Genomic DNA, 17,589 nt, shown 5'->3' on the forward strand with positions numbered 1-17,589 from the left:
CCGAAGGGAACTACCGTGTTAAACCGCTATCCTCTGTGGAAGTACCTGATGCTGATCGTGACGATCGTCATTGGTCTGCTCTACGCACTTCCTAACCTGTATGGTGAGGATCCGGCAATTCAGGTCACTGGCGCGCGAGGAACCGCCGCCAGTGAATCTACGCTGGTCCAGATCCAGAATGTTTTGAAAGAACAAAATATCGCCAGCAAGTCTATTGCGCTGGAAAACGGTGCCATTCTCGCGCGCTTCTCTACGCCGGACGTGCAGCTTCACGCTCGTGAAGTTCTGCTGAACGCGCTGGGCGAGAAATATGTGGTCGCGCTCAACCTGGCGCCCGCTACCCCAACCTGGCTGAGAATGCTGGGAGCGGAACCGATGAAACTGGGTCTTGACCTGCGTGGCGGTGTGCACTTCCTGATGGAAGTGGATATGGACACCGCGTTAGGCAAGCTGCAGGAGCAGACGATGGATTCCCTGCGCAGCGATCTGCGCGAGAAAGGCATCCAGTATGCTTCTGTTCGCAAGTCGGACAACTATGGCGTGGACATTCTGTTCCGCGACGGCCAACTGCGTGACGATGCGCTCAATTACCTGACCTCCCGCCATCGCGATCTGGTGATTAGCGCCAGCGGCAGCGATACGCTGCGTGCGGTGATGAGCGATGCCCGTCTGCGCGAAGCTCGCGAATATGCGGTGCAGCAGAACATCAACATCCTGCGCAACCGTGTTAACCAGCTCGGCGTAGCCGAACCGCTGGTGCAGCGTCAGGGCGCCGACCGCATCGTGGTGGAACTGCCGGGGATTCAGGACACCGCGCGCGCCAAAGAAATTCTGGGCGCGACCGCCACACTGGAGTTCCGTCTGGTCAACAGCAATGTCGATCCTGCCGCGCTGGCCAGCGGCCGTGTGCCGGGCGACACCGAAGTGATGAATATGCGTGATGGCGGACCGGTGGCGTTGTATAAGCGCGTGATTCTGACCGGCGATCACATTACCGACTCCACCTCCGGCAACGATGAATACAACCGTCCGCAGGTCAATATCTCGCTGGACAGCGCCGGCGGCAACGCGATGTCCAACTTCACCAAGGACAACATCGGCAAACCGATGGCGACCCTGTTCGTGGAGTATAAGGATAGCGGCAAGAAAGACGCCAACGGCCGTGCGATTCTGGAAAAACAGGAAGAGGTGATTAACGTCGCCACTATCCAGTCTCGTCTGGGCAACAGCTTCCGTATTACCGGCATCGACAACCCGAACGAAGCCCGTCAGCTGTCGCTGCTGCTGCGCGCCGGCGCGCTGATTGCGCCGATTCAGATTGTGGAAGAACGCACCATCGGCCCAACCCTCGGTATGCAGAACATTACCCAGGGGCTGGAAGCCTGCCTGTGGGGCCTGGTGGTGTCAATCCTGTTCATGATCTTCTTCTATAAGAAGTTCGGCATGATTGCGACGTCCGCGCTGCTGTTGAACCTGGTGCTGGTTGTCGGCATTATGTCGCTGCTGCCGGGGGCTACACTGACCATGCCGGGGATTGCGGGCATCGTGTTAACCCTTGCGGTAGCGGTGGACGCCAACGTACTGATTAACGAGCGTATCAAAGAAGAACTGAGCAACGGACGCACCGTTCAGCAGGCGATTGACGAAGGTTACCGGGGCGCGTTCAGCTCCATCTTCGATGCGAACGTCACGACGCTGATTAAGGTTCTTATCCTGTATGCGATCGGTACCGGTTCGATTAAAGGATTTGCGATTACGACCGGTATTGGCGTGGCGACGTCCATGTTTACTGCGATTGTTGGTACCCGTGCCATCGTAAACCTGCTGTACGGCGGCAAACGCATCAAAAAGCTGTCTATCTGAGGAGTGCGTTGTGGCACAGGAATATACTGTTGAACAATTGAACTACGGCCGTAAAGTTTATGACTTTATGCGCTGGGACTACTGGGCCTTCGGCTTGTCCGGTCTGCTGTTGCTGCTGTCTATCGTCGTGATGGGCGTGCGCGGCTTCAACTGGGGGCTGGATTTCACCGGTGGTACGGTTATCGAGATTTCGCTGGAAAAATCCGCGGAGCTGGAGCAGATGCGCGGGGCGCTGGAGAAAGCCGGTTTTGCCGATCCGCTGGTGCAGAACTTCGGCAGCAGCCGTGACATTATGGTGCGCATGCCGCCTGCTCACGATGAAACCGGCGGTCAGGTGCTGGGCAGCAAGGTCGTCAGCGTGATCAACGAAGCAACCAGCCAGAATGCCGCGGTTAAACGCATCGAGTTCGTTGGGCCGAGCGTGGGCGCGGATCTGGCGCAGACCGGCGCCATGGCGTTGCTGGCGGCGTTAATCAGTATTCTGGTTTACGTCGGCTTCCGTTTCGAATGGCGTCTGGCTGCCGGGGTAGTTATCGCGCTGGCGCACGACGTGGTTATCACCATGGGCGTGCTGTCGCTGTTCTCGATTGAAATCGACCTGACCACTGTGGCGTCGCTGATGTCGGTCATCGGTTACTCGCTGAACGATAGCATCGTGGTTTCTGACCGTATCCGTGAAAACTTCCGTAAGATCCGTCGCGGCACGCCTTACGAGATTTTCAACGTGTCGTTGACCCAAACGCTGCACCGGACCTTGATCACGTCGGGTACGACGCTGGTGGTGATCCTGATGCTGTATCTGTTCGGCGGCGCGATGTTGCAGGGGTTCTCGCTGACGATGCTGATCGGCGTCACCATTGGTACGGCATCTTCCATCTATGTGGCATCGGCACTGGCGCTCAAACTGGGTATGAAGCGCGAGCACATGCTGGTGCAGAAAGTGGAAAAAGAGGGCGCGGACCAGCCGTCGCTGTTGCCGTAACCGCTTTTCACCGCCCGGAATTGCAAACATAAACCCCGCCATCTGGCGGGGTTTTTTTACGGTTGGCGCTATGGGCAATTCAGGGCTGTTACTGACTTGGTTCGCTGCGACGTAGCGTCGGGTCCGCCGTCACATCATGCACCCGCACGAAACCGAGCTGCTCCGGCGTCAGGCCGGAAAGCCGTATCTCTACCGTGACTTCCGAAACCGGCGTTAGCGTTAGTGGGATAGCCAGTAACTGAGTCTGCGTGTCGCCGGTCAACGGCTCGCCGCTGACCGGATCAAGCGCACCCCAGTCGAGTTGCGCCCGGAAGGCCGGTAACGTCAGCGTGTTCATGGTGCGGATAGTGAGCAGGGCGCGCGTGCCGTTGGCTTCCGATTCCACCTTGCTGAGTTCCAGGCTTAACTTGCCGATGCTGCTGTCGAGCAATGCCCGATTGTGGGCGGCAGGCAGCAGATAAACGCCGGAGGTGGAGTTGGCGTTTAACGTATTCTGCTGTTCCAGCGCCACGGCGCGGTCGGTGAGGTCACGTAGTTTCTGGTTAATTTGACCCAGTTCGTTCTGCACACGGGTGGTTTGCGGTTGCGCACATCCGGCGAGCAACACCATGACGGATAACATCGGGATAACGCGGCGGTGAAAAATCATATCCTGTTTCTCCCTAAGCCCGTAGCGGGTCATATCGTTATTCAATGTAGTGTCAGTGTATACCGTAAATTAAATGACGTTTTGGGAAAAAAGATAAGCAGAACAGGCTGAATCAAGAGTGGAAAACGAGGGCGCAGCGGTAATCAGCCGCCGCGCCGGTTGCCGTTATTGCCAGCCGTAGCGGCGGGCGAAGAAGCCTTTCATGGTCTGGGTGAGCAACAGATAACCGCTCAGGATCGCCAGCAGCCACGGGAAGTAGCTTAATGGCAGCGCCTGCAATTGCAGGAAGCCGGCCAGCGGCGAGAACACCAGCCCGATGCCGGTCGCCATGATTAACAAGGTCATCACCATTACCGGCCAGGACGGGCGGCTCTGGATGAACGGGATGCGGCGGGTGCGGATCATGTGCACAATCAGCGTTTGCGACAGCAGGCCTTCAATAAACCAGCCGGACTGGAACAGCGTTTGCGCCTCCAGCGTGTTGGCGTGGAAGAACCACCACATCAGCGCGAAGGTCAGAACGTCGAAAATCGAGCTGATCGGGCCGAAGAACACCATAAACCGCCCGAGATCGCCGGCATTCCAGCGCTGCGGTTTTTTGACCTGATCGTCGTCCACGTTGTCGAACGGGATGGCGATCTGCGAAATATCGTACATCAGGTTCTGGATCAACAGATGCAGCGGCAGCATCGGCAGGAACGGCAGGAAGGCGCTGGCGATCAGCACGCTGAAGACGTTACCGAAGTTGGAGCTGGCGGTCATCTTGATGTATTTCAGCATGTTGACGAAGGTGCGACGACCTTCGATAACACCTTCTTCCAGCACCATCAGGCTTTTTTCCAGCAGGATGATATCCGCCGCTTCGCGGGCGATATCCACCGCCGAATCTACCGAAATGCCGATATCCGCCGCCCGCAGCGCCGGCGCGTCATTGATACCGTCGCCCATGAAACCGACCACATGGCCTTCCGAACGCAGCAGACGCACAATCCGTTCTTTGTGCAGCGGCGTCAGGCGGGCAAACAGCGTGGTGTCGCGGGCCGCGTGCGCCAGTTGTTCATCGCTCAGGGCGTCGATGTCGCGGCCGGTCAAGACACCGGTCAATTCAATATCCACTTCGCGACACACCTTGGCGGCCACCAGTTCGCTGTCGCCGGTGAGGATTTTCACCGTCACGCCGTTGTCTTTCAGCGCTTTTAGCGCGGGCGCGGTGCTCTCTTTCGGTGGATCGAGAAAGGCGATATAACCTTCCAGAATCAGGTCGGATTCATCCACCCGGCCGTAATCCTGACGATCGGCGGGCATCACTTTGCTGGCGACCGCCACCACGCGCAGCCCCTGACGGTTAAGGTCATCCGTCAGTTGACGGATGCGCGACAGCAGCGGCGCGTCCAGCGGCAACAGTCGCTCGCCGTGACGCACCCGGGCGCAGGCGCCAAGGGTTTCTTCCAGCGCACCTTTGCAGATCAGCCAGTGCTCGTTATCGTTTTCCGCTACCACCACCGACATGCGGCGGCGTTCAAAATCAAACGGGATTTCGTCCACTTTGCGCCAGCGGGACAGGGCGGCCTGTTGTTCCTGCGGCGGGATGCCTTCCAGCACCGCCTGATCCAGCAAATTGCGCAGCCCGGTCTGGTAGGCGCTGTTTAGCCAGGCGTGGCACAGCACCCGCTGACTGGCATTGCCAAACGCATCGGTATGGCATTCCAGTACGATTTTATCCTGCGTCAGCGTGCCGGTCTTATCGGTGCACAGGATATCCATGGCGCCGAAGTTCTGGATAGCATCCAGCCGTTTGACGATCACTTTCTGACGCGACAGCTTCACCGCGCCTTTAGCCAGCGTCGAGGTGACGATCATCGGCAGCATTTCCGGCGTCAGGCCGACGGCGACCGACAGGGCGAACAGCGCGGCTTCCCACCAGTCGCCTTTGGTATAGCCGTTGATAAGCAACACAATTGGCGTCATCACCAGCATGAAACGGATCAGCAGCCAGCTGACGCGGCTGATGCCTTGCTGAAAGGCGTTGGCTTCGCCGGGCTGCTGCACCACGCGACCGGCCAGTTGGCCGAACCAGGTATTACCGCCGGTGGCAATCACCATCGCCAGCGCGGTGCCGCTAACCACGTTGGTGCCCATAAAGCAGAGCGTGTCGCATTCCAGCGCCGTCATCTGCTCGCTCTGGCGGCTGTTCGCCACTTTTTCCACCGGCAGCGACTCGCCGGTCAGCGATGCCTGGCTGATGAACAGATCGCGGGCCTGCAAGATACGCAGGTCGGCCGGAATCATGTCGCCCGCCGCCAGTTTGACGATATCGCCCGGCACCAGTAGATCCAGCGGGATATCCTGATAGTCGCTGTAGCCGGTTTGGACATCGCTGCGCAACACGGTCACCTTGTTGCTGACCATCGCTTTAAGGGCATCGGCGGCTTTGCCGGAGCGCGCTTCCTGAATGAAATTAAGCAGGGTGGAAATCAGCACCATCAGTGCAATGACCAGCGCGGCGGTCAGGTCTTCCGTGGCGTAAGAAATCAGGCCCAGCAGCGTCAGCAGCAGGTTGAACGGGTTGCGATAGCAACGCCATAAGTGTCGCCACCAGGGTTCAGCTTGCTCGCCGGGGATACGGTTATCGCCGTGGCGCGCCCGCGCCTGCTCGGCCTCAGCCGGCAGCAACCCTTCCGGATGACTGCTGAATTCCTGATACAAGGCGGCTTCGTCCAGGCGGGCCAACCGCAGACAGCGTGCCGCCATGACGTCGCTCATGGTCTGGCTGCCGGTCAATTTTCCATCCGGCATCGGGTCGCGCTGGAACAGGCGGCGCGGTAAATGGTGGCCGAGTTGTGAGAGCCATTGCCGTGTGAGTTGAATAAAACGCATATAAATATCTCCCTGCCGCGGCCAGAAAAAGGCTGCAGCCTGATAACACGCAGAAGTAATCCGCCTGCGCGTGGCTTGTAACGCAATCAGCAGGGACGATCGGGGCGCCGCTGCCTTGCCTGTGTTAACCGGCAAGACAGCGTAAAAGCTGACTTACCGGTGAATGACGCTTTGTCCTGGGTGAGGATTAGGGTCAGGTCCCATTGAGGGGGGTCTCCGGTAGTGAAAAAATGCGAAACCGGGGCGGTTTCCGTTTGATAGCCTGGACATGCTAAGCGGCGGTGGGCAATCCACCCGTCGTTCACAAACAGTATGACCAGAATGCGGCGTTACTTTAGCGCAAGTCACCTCAATCGAACCTAAACCGCGGTGAGGTCGGCGGGGAAAAACAGCGTCATGTCGGGATTTGGGTTATAGACGAAATTCGGGGTAAACTAGGTCAAGGTTATAAGGCTATGGTCTGGAAACGTTATGCATTGTCCTTTTTGTGCCGCAGTGGATACCAAAGTGATTGATTCTCGCCTGGTGGGCGAGGGTTCTCAGGTTCGTCGTCGCCGGCAGTGTCTGGTGTGCAACGAGCGCTTTACCACTTTTGAAGTGGCGGAGCTGGTGATGCCGCGCGTCATCAAGAGTAATGATGTGCGCGAGCCGTTCAATGAGGACAAACTGCGTAGCGGTATGCTGAAGGCGCTGGAGAAACGCCCGGTCAGCTCTGATGACGTGGAAATGGCCATCACTCACATCAAATCTCAGTTGCGTGCGACCGGCGAGCGGGAAGTGACCGCCAAAATGGTGGGCAATCTGGTGATGGATGCGCTAAGAAAGCTCGACAAGGTGGCCTACATCCGTTTTGCGTCGGTATACCGCAGTTTCGAAGATATCCGCGAGTTTGGCGAAGAGATCGCCCGTCTGCAGGATTAACGGCGCGTCGGTTTTTACCTATCGCGCTTTCCCTATATGGTTCTGAATCCAGGATAAGCACCGGATGGCTACATATTCTGATGAGTTTTACATGGCCCGCGCGCTGGAACTTGCTCGCCGCGGGCGCTTCACAACGTCGCCGAACCCGAACGTCGGGTGCGTGATCGTCAGAGATGACGAGATCGTGGGGGAAGGGTATCACCAGAAAGCGGGCGAACCGCATGCGGAAGTGCATGCGTTGCGCATGGCGGGTGACAAGGCGCGCGGCGCCACGGCGTATGTGACGCTTGAACCGTGCAGTCATCACGGCCGCACGCCTCCGTGCGCCGATGCGCTGCTCGCGGCCGGCGTGGCGCGGGTCGTGGCGGCGATGCAGGACCCGAATCCGCAGGTGGCGGGGCGTGGCCTGCACCGCTTGCAGCAAGCCGGCATCGAGGTGCGTCACAGCGTGTTGATGGAACAGGCGGAAAAAATTAACCGCGGCTTTCTGAAACGGATGCGCACCGGTTTCCCTTATGTGCAGCTTAAACTCGGCGCCTCACTGGATGGCCGTACGGCGATGGCGTCCGGTGAAAGCCAGTGGATCACCTCGCCGCAGTCACGCCAGGATGTACAGCGTTTCCGGGCGCAGAGTTCGGCGATCCTCAGCAGCAGCGCCACCGTGCTGGCGGATGATCCGTCGCTGACCGTACGCTGGTCGGAACTGGATGCGGATACCCAGCGATTCTATCCTGAAAGCGCCGTGCGCCAGCCGGTGCGCGTGGTTGTCGATAGCCAGTCGCGCGTGACTCCGCAGCATCGTCTGATAAGCCAGCCGGGGCAAACCTGGCTGGCGCGTCCGCGTCAGGATGGTCAGCCATGGCCGGACGGCGTGGAGCAACTGGATATGCCGCTGCACGGCGGCGGCATCGATCTGGTCGCGCTGATGATGACGCTGGGCAAACGCCAGATCAATACGGTGTGGGTGGAAGCGGGCCCCCGTCTGGCAGGCGCGTTGCTGCAGGCCGGCGTGGTGGATGAACTGATTGTTTATCTCGCGCCCAAATTATTGGGGGACGCGGCCCGGCCGCTGTGCGTGCTGCCGGGATTGGAACAGCTGTCGCAGGCGCCCGCGTTTGCGATGACGGACGTCTGTCAGGTGGGGCCGGATCTCCGCCTGACGCTGAAGCCGCAATAACACGCCTCTGTGCGTGCCGGGCGATGGATCTCCGCTACAGGGTCAAAAGCGGATACGCGCCCGGAAGAATATGATAGAATCCGCCCCCCTGCGGGGTCGTAAAACAGTCAAAGGAAAGCTATGAACATTATTGAAGGTGTTGTTGCCGCTCCGAATGCCCGCGTGGCGATTGCTATTGCCCGTTTCAATCATTTCATCAATGACAGCCTGCTGGAAGGCGCGTTGGACGCGCTCAAGCGTATCGGCCAGGTGAAAGAAGAAAACGTCACCGTCGTTTGGGTGCCGGGCGCCTATGAACTGCCGCTGACCGTGCGCGCGCTGGCCAACAGCCAGAAATACGACGCCATAGTGGCGCTGGGTACGGTGATTCGCGGCGGTACCGCCCATTTTGAATTTGTTGCCGGCGAATGCAGCTCCGGTCTGTCTCACGTCGCGATGAACAGCGACATTCCGGTCGCCTTCGGTGTGCTGACTACGGAAAGTATCGAGCAGGCCATCGAGCGCGCCGGTACCAAAGCGGGGAACAAAGGGGCGGAAGCCGCTTTGACCGCGCTTGAAATGATCAATGTATTACACTCAATCAAGTCAGCCTGATTTATTTTGTAAGGGGTATTCCGTGAAACCTGCTGCTCGTCGCCGCGCTCGTGAATGTGCGGTTCAAGCGCTTTATTCCTGGCAGTTGTCCAAAAACGATATTGCCGATGTTGAACTCCAGTTCCTGAGCGAGCAGGATGTCAAAGGCGTGGACATCGCCTATTTCCGCGAGTTGCTGGCGGGCGTTGCCACCCAGGCGGAAAAGCTGGATGCCCAGATGGCGCCGTATCTTTCCCGTCAACTGGACGAACTCGGTCAGGTGGAGAGAGCCATTCTGCGTCTGGCGGTGTATGAGCTCAGCAAGCGCGAGGATGTGCCTTACAAGGTTGCCATCAACGAAGCGATTGAGCTGGCTAAAGTGTTTGGCGCCGAAGACAGCCACAAGTTCGTTAACGGTGTGCTGGACAAGGCCGGGCCCCATCTGCGGCCGGGCAAAAAATAAGTCAGTCAGGGCCGGTTTTCCGGCCTTGGTTTTTTTAGGTTACCACGATCTGGAAAGATTATGGCTCAAGGTGAGTTTGATGTGATTGCCCGCTATTTCAACCGGGTGGGCTATTCACGGCGGGATGTGGAACTGGGGATCGGCGATGACTGCGCCCTGCTGAACATTCCGGACAAACAGTTGCTGGCGGTCAGCACGGACACGCTGGTGTCCGGTATTCATTTTCTACCCGACATCGATCCGGCCGATCTGGCGTACAAGTCTCTGGCGGTCAATCTGAGCGACTTGGCCGCGATGGGCGCCGACCCCGCCTTTGTCTCACTGGCGCTCACTTTACCTGCTATTGATGCCGACTGGCTGGCCGCCTACAGCGACAGCCTGTTTGAACAGTTGGCGTACTACGATATGCAACTGATCGGCGGCGACACCACGCGTGGGCCGCTCAGCATGACGCTGACTATTCAGGGGCTGGTGCCGGCAGGCCGAGCGCTGAAACGCAGCGGAGCGCGCGTCGGCGACTGGATTTACGTGACCGGAACGCTGGGCGACAGCGCCGCTGGCTTAGCTGTTTTGCAGGAACGGCTGCAGGTGCCTGACGCGGACGATCGTCAATGGCTGCTGCAACGCCATTTGCGTCCTCAGCCCCGTATTCTGCACGGGCAGGCGCTGCGCGATCTGGCCAGTTCGGCTATCGACCTGTCTGACGGGTTGGCGTCTGATCTGGGGCATATTCTCAAGGCCAGCGATTGCGGCGCGCGCATCAATCTGGATGCGCTGCCGTATTCCAACGCGTTGCTGCGTCATGACGACCCGGAACAGGCGATGCGCTGGGCGCTGAGCGGGGGTGAAGATTATGAATTGTGCTTTACCGTACCGGAGCTGAACCGGGGGGCGCTGGAGGTGGCGATCGGTCATCTGGGCGCCCGCTATACCTGCATTGGTCAGATTGGGCCGGCCTCTGAAGGGCTGAGCTTCCTCCGTTCAGGGCAACCGGTGACGATCAATCTGAAAGGGTATGACCATTTTGGCGCATGAGAACAAAGGATCTTTAGTTGCCAAAAGCCGCCTGCGGATGAGCAATCCGTGGCATTTGCTGGCGACCGGATTCGGCAGCGGTCTGTCGCCGTGGATGCCCGGCACCGCCGGCTCGCTGGCGGCTATCCCGGTGTGGTATCTGTTGATGCTGTTGCCGTTGCAGCTCTATTCGCTGTTGGTGATGCTCAGTATCTGCATCGGCGTTTATCTGTGTCATCGCACTGCCAAAGACATGGGCGTGCATGACCACGGCAGCATCGTCTGGGACGAGTTTGTCGGAATGTGGATCACGTTGATGGCGGTGCCTTCGAGCCACTGGGGATGGGTAGCTGCCGGGTTTGTGATTTTCCGGGTTCTGGACATTTTCAAGCCCTGGCCGATTCGCTGGTTTGATCGCAATGTGCATGGCGGCATGGGTATTATGGTCGACGATATCGTTGCCGGGGTGATTTCCGCCGCGGTTTTGTACGTCGTCGGGCACTATGTGATATAGCGGCTGCAAGCAACAGCGCGACTATTTTGTTTGTGGCTGTAAAAATACTGCTGCTATAAAAAAACCGGGGAAGCCCGGTTTTTTTATACCCGTCCGATTGGCGCCGGTCAGGCCAGCCAGTCGCGGATGCGGCGTTCAATGCCTGCCGCGTCCAGCGCCAGATCGGCACGGATTTCCGTCTGGGTGCCCTGCGGAATAAAGTAGTCCGGCAGGCCAAGGTTGAGCACCGGCACCGGCAGGCGTTGCGCCATCAGATATTCGTTCACGCCGCTGCCTGCGCCGCCCATAACGGCATTCTCTTCCAGGGTGACCAGCACGTCATGGCTGGCGGCCAGCGAGGCGATTAGCGCTTCGTCCAACGGTTTGACAAATCGCATATCCGCCAGCGTCGCGTTGAGCGCCTCGGCCGCCTGTTGCGCTTCCGACAGCAGGGTGCCGAAATTCAGAATGGCGATCTTCTCGCCCTGACGTTTTATTACCCCTTTGCCGATGGGCAGGGTTTCCAGCGGCGTCAGTTCTACACCCAGCACGTTGCCGCGTGGGTAGCGTACCGCACAGGGTCCTTGCTGATAGTGATAACCGGTATGCAGCATCAGTCGGCACTCGTTTTCGTCGCTGGGCGTCATGATCACCATTTGCGGGATGCAACGCAGGAACGAAAGGTCAAACGCGCCCTGATGGGTCTGACCATCGGCGCCGACGATGCCGCCGCGATCGATGGCGAACAGCACCGGTAGGTTCTGGATGGCGACGTCATGAATCACCTGGTCATAGGCGCGTTGCAGGAAGGTGGAGTAAATCGCCACCACCGGGCGATAACCGCCGATTGCCAGCCCGGCGGCAAAGGTCACCGCATGTTGCTCGGCGATGGCGACATCGAAGTATTGCTGCGGGTATTCACGTGAAAACGCCACCATGCCGGAGCCTTCACGCATGGCCGGGGTAATCGCCATCAGCCGGTTATCCGTCGCTGCCGTTTCCTTCAGCCACTGGCCGAAAATCGCGGAGTAGGTAGGCAACGCCTCTTTGCTTTTCGGCAACGTACCGCTGGCCGGATCGAATTTCGGCACCGCATGCCAGCTGATCGGGTCCTGTTCGGCCGGCGCATAGCCTTTGCCTTTCTTGGTCATTATATGCAGCAGTTGCGGGCCTTTCAGGCTGCGCATATTTTTCAGCGTTTGTACCAGTGACTGCACGTCATGGCCATCCACCGGGCCAATATAGTTGAACCCCAACTCTTCAAACAGCGTACCGGGCACTACCATGCCTTTCAGGTGCTCTTCGGTACGTTTGACCAGTTCCTTGATGGGCGGCAGGCCGGACAGCACTTTTTTGCCGCCTTCGCGCAGGGTGGAGTAGAGCTTGCCGGACAGCAGTTGCGCCAGATGATTATTCAGCGCGCCGACGTTTTCGGAAATCGACATTTCATTGTCGTTCAGCACTACCAGCATGTCCGGTTTGATGTCGCCGGCGTGGTTCATGGCTTCAAACGCCATGCCCGCGGTGATGGCGCCGTCGCCGATCACGCAGACAGTTCGGCGGCCCTGTCCTTCACGCTCGGCGGCCACCGCCATACCGATGCCGGCGCTGATGGACGTCGAGGAATGGCCGACGCTCAGCACGTCGTACTCGCTCTCGCCGCGCCAGGGAAACGGATGCAGGCCGCCTTTCTGACGGATGGTAGCGATGCGGTCGCGTCGTTCGGTCAGGATTTTGTGGGGGTAGGCCTGATGGCCCACATCCCATACCAGATGGTCGAACGGGGTGTTATAGACGTAATGCAATGCTACGGTCAGCTCGACCGTACCCAGACCCGAGGCAAAATGCCCGCTTGAGCGGCTGACGCTGTCCAGCAGATACTGTCGCAGCTCGTCGCACAATTTGGGCAGGCTTTCCCTTGGCAGCAGGCGCAGTTCCTCGGGGTTTTCCACCAGCGCCAGCGTGGGGTATTTCGCTATATCAAAGGTCATCGGATACTCATCAAGCGGTATTTGATATTAAAATTATTTATCGCGTTCAACGACATAGTTCGCCAGCGACCGTAATGGCGCAATGGCGGCCGGGTTGTCCAGCGTGTCTTCCAGTTCATTCAGCGCCGAGAGGGATTCCTGACACAGTTCCCGGGCTTTGATTTTGGCTTGCTCAAGTCCCAGCAGGGCTGGGTAGGTGCTTTTACCGAGTTGCTGGTCGGCGCCCTGACGTTTGCCGGTGGTAGCGCTGTCGCCAATCACATCCAGAATATCGTCCTGCACCTGAAAGGCCAGCCCGACAGCGTTGGCATAGCGGTCGAGACAAGGCAGGGCGAGGCGTCCGCGTTCGCCGGCGGCCAGCGCCCCCAGCCGTACCGAGGCCCGAATCAGCGCACCGGTTTTATGACGGTGGATGCGCTCCAGCGCCAGCAGATCAACCTGATGACCTTCCGCTTCCAGATCCAGCGCCTGACCGCCGCACATGCCCGCCACGCCGCTGGCGCTGGCTAGCTCGGAGATCATCGCCAGCCGATCGCGGTCGCTGACTTCCGGCATCGGCGCATCCGCCAGAATGGAGAACGCCAGCGTCTGTAAGGCATCGCCCGCCAGAATCGCCTTATCCTCGCCGAATCTGACATGGCAGGTAGGCTGGCCGCGCCGCAGATCGTCATCATCCATGGCCGGTAAATCATCGTGAATCAGGGAATAGGCATGAATGCATTCGACAGCGGCGGCCGGCGCGTCGAGGTTATCCTGCGAGATACCGAACAACTGGCCGGTGGTATAGACCAGAAAAGGGCGCAGACGCTTGCCCCCCAACAATGCCCCGTGCGCCATCGCTTCCACCAGTGGACTACTCTGAAAAGGCAGGGTGGAAATAAACTGGTTGAGCGTGGCGTTGATGCGTTGATGGTGAGCTGTGAGCTGCTTGAGAAAATCTGTCATAACGACTCATTATCCGGCGTAAAAGGTGTCAGGGCAGCATCGGGATCGTCATTCAGCAGAATCTGAACGCGCTGCTCGGCCTGCTGCAATTTCAATTGCCCCTGACGGGCAAGCTGGACACCCTGCTCAAAGGCGTTCAGCGCCTCTTCCAGCGGCAGTTCGCCCGATTCCAGACGCGACACGATCTGTTCCAGTTCGGCGAGCGAGCTTTCAAAGCTGACGGGTTGTTCAGTTTTTTTCGGCATATTCGTTTCCGGATCTTGTTTATACGCGCCTGTCGGCGCCGACGCCACCGGATTGTCACGGCAAGCGCCTCAATGGTGCGCAATTATGCGCTTAATCTGCGCAGCTTACCGCAATATGGTGGTATACTCCGCGCCCTGGATGCTATTGGTAACGCCACCCGGACAAGGATGGTTTTACCGATAACGTAATTTTAGCGCTCAGGGTACCCGCGTTTTGTCCGCGTACCCGTGTTTTACGCCTTCAGAATCAACTAACGATAGCCGCCATGAAGTTTATCATTAAATTGTTCCCGGAAATCACCATCAAGAGCCAATCTGTGCGATTGCGCTTTATAAAAATTCTTACCGGTAACATCCGTAACGTTTTAAAACAGTATGATGAAACGCTGGCGGTTGTCCGTCACTGGGATCATATCGACGTTCGCGCCAAAGACGAAAGTCAACGTATCGCGATACGGGATGCGCTGACGCGTATCCCAGGCATTCACCATATTCTTGACGTGGAAGAGTGCGACTACACCGATGTCCACCATATTTTTGAACAAACGCTGACCACCTACCGCGAGCAACTAGAGGGAAAAACCTTCTGTGTGCGGGTGAAGCGTCGCGGCAAGCACGATTTCAGCTCCCAGGATGTGGAACGCTACGTCGGCGGTGGACTGAATCAACATATCGAGAGCGCGCGCGTTAATCTGACCGCTCCGCAGGTTACGGTGCATCTGGAAATCGAACAGGATCGCCTGCTGCTGATCAAGGGGCGCTATGAAGGCATCGGCGGTTTCCCGATCGGCACGCAGGAAGACGTGTTGTCGCTGATCTCCGGCGGATTCGACTCCGGTGTTTCCAGCTACATGCTGATGCGCCGCGGCTGCCGGGTGCACTACTGCTTCTTCAATCTTGGCGGTGCCGCGCACGAAATCGGCGTGCGTCAGGTAGCGCATTACCTGTGGAACCGTTTCGGCAGTTCGCACCGGGTGCGTTTTGTCGCCATTGATTTCGAACCGGTGGTCGGTGAAATCCTGGAGAAGGTGGACGACGGCCAGATGGGTGTGGTGCTCAAACGCATGATGGTGCGGGCGGCGTCGCGCATTGCCGAACGCTATGGCGTGCAGGCGCTGGTAACCGGCGAAGCGTTGGGGCAGGTTTCCAGCCAGACGCTGACCAACCTGCGACTGATCGATAATGCTTCGGATACGCTGATTCTGCGTCCGCTGATTTCTCACGATAAAGAGCATATCATCCGTATGGCGCGTGAGCTTGGCACCGAGGATTTCGCCAAAACCATGCCCGAATATTGCGGTGTGATCTCCAAAAGCCCGACGGTGAAGGCGGTGAAGGCCAAAATCGAGCATGAAGAAAGTCTGTTTGATTTCTCGATTCTTGATCGGGTGGTGGCGGAAGCGCGTAACATCGACATCCGTGAGATTGCCGAGCAGACTCAGCAGGATGTGACCGAAGTGGAAACGGTCGGCGCGTTTGCCGCGAGCGATATCCTGCTGGATATCCGTTCGCCGGATGAGCAGGATGAGCGCCCGCTGGCGCTGGAACAGGTGGAAATCAAATCGCTGCCGTTCTACAAGCTGGGAACGCAGTTTGGCGATCTGGATCAGAGCAAAACCTACCTGCTGTATTGCGAGCGCGGGGTGATGAGTCGTTTGCAGGCGCTGTACCTGCGCGAGCAAGGGTTCAACAACGTCAAGGTGTATCGCCCCTAACCGGCCGTTCATGACGTGAACCAGAAAAAAAGCGCCTCATCCGGCGCTTTTTTTTGTCTCTGTGCGTCAGGCCGGATCCTGATAGTCGTAGATTCCCGGCGGCAGCACCAGCTGCGCGGCGATTTCCGCTGCTTTATCTTTGCCCAGCAGCAGATCGATCAGCTTCAGCGCGAAGTCGATACTGGTACCGGGGCCCTGGCTGGTCAGCAGATTGACGCGCGGGTCGAACACCACGCGCTTTTCCAGCCATTTTTCCGGCGAAATCCGTTCTTTCAGCGTTGGGTAGCCGGTCATATTGCCGACCGGAAACAACTGATGGTGCTCCAGCACCATTGCCGGAGACGCGCAGATCGCCGCCACGATTTTGCCTTCCTGATGGGTTTGCCGCAGGCGCTCAACCAGCAGCGGGCTGTCGCGGAAACATTCTGCGCCTTGCAGGCCGCCGGGCAGCACTACCGCGTCAAAGTCATGATCGGCAACGGCCACCAGCGGCGCGTCGGCAATCAGCCTGACGCCGCGGGAGCAGGTGATTTCCGTGCTGCCATCGCTCGCCACGCTGGCCGTGGTCACGCGGATTCCTGCCCTGACCAGCAGATCGATGGTGGTCACGGCTTCGATTTCTTCGCTACCAGGTGCCAGACAGACCAGAACCGAGGTGGTCATACTCATTCTCCTTTCGTTTGATATAGTCGAACAGGCGGCTGTTTTCCGGCAGGAATAACCCGTGAGCGCGGGCGCGGCGCAGCAGGTAACCGGTGATGTAGTCGATTTCCGTATGGCGCTGCGCCAGTACGTCCTGACGCATCGAGGAGGTATTGGCCGCCGTGTTCTGGATGATTTGGTTTACGTAGAGCTGCAGGCTTTCCGACGAGGTATGGAAGCCTTCGCGGTCCATGACCTGTGCGACTTCCTGACAGAGTGCCTCAACCTGCTCCGGGTAGGCTTGCAATTCTCCGTTGGTGCACTGGTGCAACACAGTTAGCGGATTGATGACGCAATTGGCGGCCAGCTTTAACCAGCAGGTTGCGGTAATGTGGTTATGCCGGGCGACGTCAGGCAGGGCCTGATGCAGCGTCTCCGCCAGTTGGCTTTGCTCTTCTTCCCAGTGTGTCGAGCGGTCAAGCGTACCGATATGGGTGATGCCCGCCGCGATGTGCACTACCGTCGCCGGATCCCGCCGTGCGGCATGTGTGGTCACCCCCAGCAGCAGCGGCTGACTAATGGCCGGCAGTTCTTCCCAGGTTCCCATTCCATTGTGCAACAGCAAAATGGTGCAGTCGGGGCGTAAGCGGGGCAGCAGAGCGGAAACCGCATCGGATACCTGCCAGGCCTTTAGCGTGACCAGCAACAGCTCGCTCTGTGCCAGGTGTTCGGCGTTGTTGGCTGTTAGATTAAGGTTACAACGCTCGCCTGAGAGCATCGTAACGTTAACCTGGCAGAACGCTTGCGGGATACGTAGCCAGCCTTGTACATCATGCCCTTGCCGGTGTAACGCATTGAGCCAGAGTTGACCGATGGCGCCACAGCCAAGAACAGTAATTTTCATCCGCGGTTTCCTTTATCGAGGGGAGCCAGCCTGTGCTTCTCCGGCTTATCATAAAGTATTCCGCTGCCGTCCGCCCGCCGCTTGTTGCGCGAGTCGTTGGAAGCAGGGCGAATTTTGCTTATTTGGCGTGAGCGG

The 17,589-nt window shown here is 58.4% G+C and carries 16 protein-coding genes; 9 read left to right on the top strand and 7 right to left on the bottom strand.

Going from position 1 to position 17,589, the window contains the following annotated elements:
- Positions 1 to 15: 15 nt before the first annotated feature.
- Positions 16 to 1,863 (top strand): protein translocase subunit SecD, encoded by a 1,848-nt coding sequence (secD, locus tag DDA898_RS05645; protein ID WP_071604508.1) that lies wholly within the window; start codon positions 16 to 18, stop codon positions 1,861 to 1,863.
- A gap of 10 nt (positions 1,864 to 1,873) precedes the next feature.
- The gene (gene secF / locus DDA898_RS05650) at positions 1,874 to 2,845 is read left to right on the top strand and encodes a protein translocase subunit SecF (RefSeq protein WP_038910506.1); all 972 of its coding nucleotides are present in this window, start codon (positions 1,874 to 1,876) and stop codon (positions 2,843 to 2,845) included.
- A gap of 88 nt (positions 2,846 to 2,933) precedes the next feature.
- Here the strand turns inward: secF and DDA898_RS05655 are convergent, their stop codons facing one another.
- Both DDA898_RS05655 and mgtA read right to left on the bottom strand, forming a co-directional pair.
- Positions 2,934 to 3,494, bottom strand: coding sequence for a SadB/YajI family lipoprotein (locus tag DDA898_RS05655; protein ID WP_038900546.1), 561 nt, complete (start codon positions 3,492 to 3,494; stop codon positions 2,934 to 2,936).
- 165 nt (positions 3,495 to 3,659) lie between these two features.
- On the bottom strand, positions 3,660 to 6,371 hold the full coding sequence (gene mgtA, locus DDA898_RS05660) for a magnesium-translocating P-type ATPase (protein WP_038910507.1): 2,712 nt from the start codon (positions 6,369 to 6,371) through the stop codon (positions 3,660 to 3,662).
- Between the two features lie 471 nt (positions 6,372 to 6,842).
- Between mgtA and nrdR the strand changes: the two genes are divergently transcribed.
- The 6 genes from nrdR (at position 6,843) to pgpA (ending at position 11,033) form a co-directional block, all read left to right on the top strand.
- Positions 6,843 to 7,292: a transcriptional regulator NrdR gene (nrdR, locus tag DDA898_RS05665; protein WP_012883737.1), complete on the top strand. Its 450-nt coding sequence runs from the start codon at positions 6,843 to 6,845 to the stop codon at positions 7,290 to 7,292.
- Positions 7,293 to 7,356: 64 nt separating this feature from the next.
- Positions 7,357 to 8,469 (top strand): bifunctional diaminohydroxyphosphoribosylaminopyrimidine deaminase/5-amino-6-(5-phosphoribosylamino)uracil reductase RibD, encoded by a 1,113-nt coding sequence (ribD, locus tag DDA898_RS05670; protein WP_038910508.1) that lies wholly within the window; start codon positions 7,357 to 7,359, stop codon positions 8,467 to 8,469.
- A gap of 120 nt (positions 8,470 to 8,589) precedes the next feature.
- Positions 8,590 to 9,063: a 6,7-dimethyl-8-ribityllumazine synthase gene (gene ribH, locus DDA898_RS05675; RefSeq protein ID WP_013316828.1), complete on the top strand. Its 474-nt coding sequence runs from the start codon at positions 8,590 to 8,592 to the stop codon at positions 9,061 to 9,063.
- A gap of 22 nt (positions 9,064 to 9,085) precedes the next feature.
- A complete protein-coding gene (nusB, locus tag DDA898_RS05680; RefSeq protein WP_016941768.1) occupies positions 9,086 to 9,505 on the top strand; it encodes a transcription antitermination factor NusB in 420 nt (139 codons plus the stop codon).
- 60 nt (positions 9,506 to 9,565) lie between these two features.
- Entirely contained in the window at positions 9,566 to 10,540 is a 975-nt protein-coding gene (gene thiL, locus DDA898_RS05685) for a thiamine-phosphate kinase (protein WP_038910509.1), read from the top strand.
- The gene (gene pgpA, locus DDA898_RS05690; RefSeq protein ID WP_038910510.1) at positions 10,521 to 11,033 is read left to right on the top strand and encodes a phosphatidylglycerophosphatase A; all 513 of its coding nucleotides are present in this window, start codon (positions 10,521 to 10,523) and stop codon (positions 11,031 to 11,033) included. Before thiL ends, pgpA begins: the two co-directional genes overlap by 20 nt.
- A 107-nt stretch (positions 11,034 to 11,140) precedes the next feature.
- Here pgpA and dxs read toward each other — a convergent pair whose 3' ends face one another.
- From dxs to xseB, 3 genes are read right to left on the bottom strand one after another with little or no spacing between them, the layout of a single operon-like run.
- Entirely contained in the window at positions 11,141 to 13,003 is a 1,863-nt protein-coding gene (gene dxs, locus DDA898_RS05695; RefSeq protein ID WP_038910511.1) for a 1-deoxy-D-xylulose-5-phosphate synthase, read from the bottom strand.
- 33 nt (positions 13,004 to 13,036) lie between these two features.
- Positions 13,037 to 13,948: a (2E,6E)-farnesyl diphosphate synthase gene (ispA, locus tag DDA898_RS05700; RefSeq protein WP_038900551.1), complete on the bottom strand. Its 912-nt coding sequence runs from the start codon at positions 13,946 to 13,948 to the stop codon at positions 13,037 to 13,039.
- A complete protein-coding gene (gene xseB, locus DDA898_RS05705; RefSeq protein WP_013316834.1) occupies positions 13,945 to 14,193 on the bottom strand; it encodes an exodeoxyribonuclease VII small subunit in 249 nt (82 codons plus the stop codon). The genes ispA and xseB overlap by 4 nt, the downstream gene beginning before the upstream one ends.
- 266 nt (positions 14,194 to 14,459) lie before the next feature.
- Between xseB and thiI the strand changes: the two genes are divergently transcribed.
- Positions 14,460 to 15,908: a tRNA uracil 4-sulfurtransferase ThiI gene (thiI, locus tag DDA898_RS05710; protein WP_013316835.1), complete on the top strand. Its 1,449-nt coding sequence runs from the start codon at positions 14,460 to 14,462 to the stop codon at positions 15,906 to 15,908.
- A gap of 66 nt (positions 15,909 to 15,974) precedes the next feature.
- Here thiI and yajL read toward each other — a convergent pair whose 3' ends face one another.
- Together yajL and panE are read right to left on the bottom strand one after the other, a co-directional pair.
- Positions 15,975 to 16,571 carry a protein deglycase YajL gene (yajL, locus tag DDA898_RS05715; RefSeq protein WP_033111682.1) on the bottom strand — a complete coding sequence of 199 codons (597 nt, stop codon included), beginning with the start codon at positions 16,569 to 16,571 and terminating at the stop codon, positions 15,975 to 15,977.
- Positions 16,534 to 17,454 (bottom strand): 2-dehydropantoate 2-reductase, encoded by a 921-nt coding sequence (panE, locus tag DDA898_RS05720; RefSeq protein WP_013316837.1) that lies wholly within the window; start codon positions 17,452 to 17,454, stop codon positions 16,534 to 16,536. The genes yajL and panE overlap by 38 nt, the downstream gene beginning before the upstream one ends.
- Positions 17,455 to 17,589: the final 135 nt, after the last annotated feature.

Origin of the sequence: Dickeya dadantii NCPPB 898, from assembly GCF_000406145.1 — a bacterium.
Lineage (GTDB): Bacteria > Pseudomonadota > Gammaproteobacteria > Enterobacterales > Enterobacteriaceae > Dickeya > Dickeya dadantii.